The following is a 2,333-nucleotide window of genomic DNA, read 5'->3' on the forward strand; positions in this document are numbered from 1 at the left end:
CCTTGGGATAGCCGATGCCGGGCTTGGTCTCGACGTTGTTGAACCAGGCGTATTCGACGCCTTCGCGCGTGGTCCACACGTTCTTGCAGGTGATCGAGCAGGTGTGGCAGCCGATGCACTTGTCGAGGTTGAGGACCATGCCTACCTGGGAACGAATCTTCATTTCACGGCCTCCTGCACGTAGTCATTGCCCTCGCCATCCAGCCAGTCGATGTGCTTCATCTTGCGAACCATGACGAACTCATCGCGGTTGGAACCGACGGTGCCGTAGTAGTTGAAGCTGTAGGAGAGCTGCGCGTAGCCGCCGATCATGTGGGTCGGCTTCGGACAGACCCGGGTCACGGAGTTGTGCATGCCCCCGCGGGTGCCGGAGACCTCGGAGCCCGGCACGTTCACGTTGCGCTCCTGGGCGTGGTACATCATCACCATGCCGGCCTTGACCCGCTGGCTGACCACCGCACGGGCGGCGATGGAGCCGTTGGCGTTGTAGAGCTCGACCCAGTCGTTGTCCTCGATGCCCACCTCGGCGGCATCGGTCTCGGAGAGCCACACCACCGGGCCGCCGCGGTTCAGCGTCAGCATCATCAGGTTGTCGCTGTAGGTGGAGTGGATGCCCCACTTCTGGTGCGGCGTGATGAAGTTCAGCGCCTTGCTCTTGAAGCCGTTGTCGGCCGGTGCCTCGAAGCTCACCAGGGTCTTGGTGTTGATCGGCGGCCGGTAGGTCAGCAGGCTCTCGCCGAAGGCGCGCATCCAGGCGTGATCCTGATAGAACTGCTGGCGGCCGCTCACGGTGCGCCACGGAATCATCTCGTGGACGTTGGTGTAGCCGGCGTTGTAGGAGACGTGCTCGTCCTCGAGGCCGGACCAGGTCGGGCTGGAGATGATCTTGCGCGGCTGGGCGACGATGTCGCGGAAGCGGATCTTCTCCTCCTGCTTGTTGATCGCCAGATGGGTGTGATCCCGCCCGGTGATCTTCGAGAGCGCGCCCCAGGCCTTCACCGCCACCTGGCCGTTGGTCTCCGGCGCCAGGGTCAGGATCATCTCGGCCGCGTCGATGGCGGTCTCGATCTGCGGGCGACCCTTGGAGGAGCCCTCCAGCTTGCGATGGTTGAGCTTGCCGAGCAGCTCCACCTCGGAGTCAGTGTTCCAGCTGATGCCCTTGCCGCCGTTGCCGATGCTCTCCAGCAGCGGACCGATGGAGGTGAACCGCTCGTAGGTCTCGGGGTAGTTGCGCTTGACCTCGATCAGCGCCGGCATGGTCTTGCCGGGGATCGGCTCACACTCGCCCTTCTTCCAGTCCAGCACTTCGGGCTGGGCCAGCTCGGCGGGGGAGTCATGCTGGTGCGGCAGGGTGACCAGGTCGGTCTCCTCGCCCAGGTGCCCCACGCAGACCCGGGAGAACTCCTTGGCGATGCCCTTGTAGATATCCCAGTCGCTGCGCGACTCCCACGCCGGGTCGGTGGCCGCGGTCAGCGGGTGGATGAAGGGGTGCATGTCCGAGGTGTTGAGGTCGTTCTTCTCGTACCAGGTGGCCGTCGGCAGCACGATGTCCGAGTAGAGGCAGGTGGAAGACATGCGGAAGTCCAGGGTCACCACCAGATCGAGCTTGCCTTCCGGCGCCTCGTCGTGCCACTTCACCTCTTCCGGCTTCTGGCCGCCGAAGTCGCCCAGGTCCTTGCCCTGGATACCGTGGCGGGTGCCCAGCAGGTACTTGAGCATGTACTCGTGGCCCTTGCCGGAGCTGCCCAGCAGGTTGGAGCGCCAGATGAAGAGGTTGCGCGGGAAGTTCTGGGGGTTGTCCGGATCCTCCGCGGCGAACGCCAGCTTGCCGGCCTTGAGCTGCTCGACGGCATAGTCCCTGGTGGACAGTCCGGCGGCCTCGGCGGCCTTGGCCAGGCGCAGCGGGTTGGCCCCCAGCTGGGGCGCGGAGGGCAGCCAGCCCATGCGCTCGGAGCGCACGTTGAAGTCGATCAGGCTGCCGGTGTACTTGCTGTGGTCGGCCAGCGGGGAGAGGATCTCCTTGATCTCGAGCTTCTCGTAGCGCCACTGGGAGGAGTGGTTATAGAAGAAGGAGGTGGAGTTCATGTGGCGCGGCGGGCGCTGCCAGTCGAGGCCGAAGGCCAGCGGGGTCCAGCCGGTCTGCGGGCGCAGCTTCTCCTGGCCGACATAGTGGGCCCAGCCGCCACCGCTCTGACCGACACAGCCGCACATGATCAGCATGTTGATCAGGCCGCGGTAGTTCATGTCCATGTGGTACCAGTGGTTCATACCGGCACCGACGATGACCATGGAACGGCCCTTGGTCTTGTCGGCGTTATCCGCAAACTCACGGG

Annotated in this window: 1 protein-coding gene and 1 pseudogene; both read right to left on the minus strand. The window is 64.7% G+C overall.

What is annotated here, in order from left to right; genetic code table 11:
- A pseudogene (gene narH / locus IBX53_RS15810) lies at positions 1-163 on the minus strand (nitrate reductase subunit beta); the annotation flags it as partial.
- The coding region (locus IBX53_RS15815; protein ID WP_290911248.1) for a nitrate reductase subunit alpha at positions 160-2,333 on the minus strand (2,174 nt) is incomplete at its 5' end. The pseudogene narH and the gene IBX53_RS15815, both read right to left, overlap by 4 nt.

It is taken from the genome of Halomonas sp. (assembly GCF_014859505.1).
GTDB lineage: Bacteria > Pseudomonadota > Gammaproteobacteria > Pseudomonadales > Halomonadaceae > Halomonas.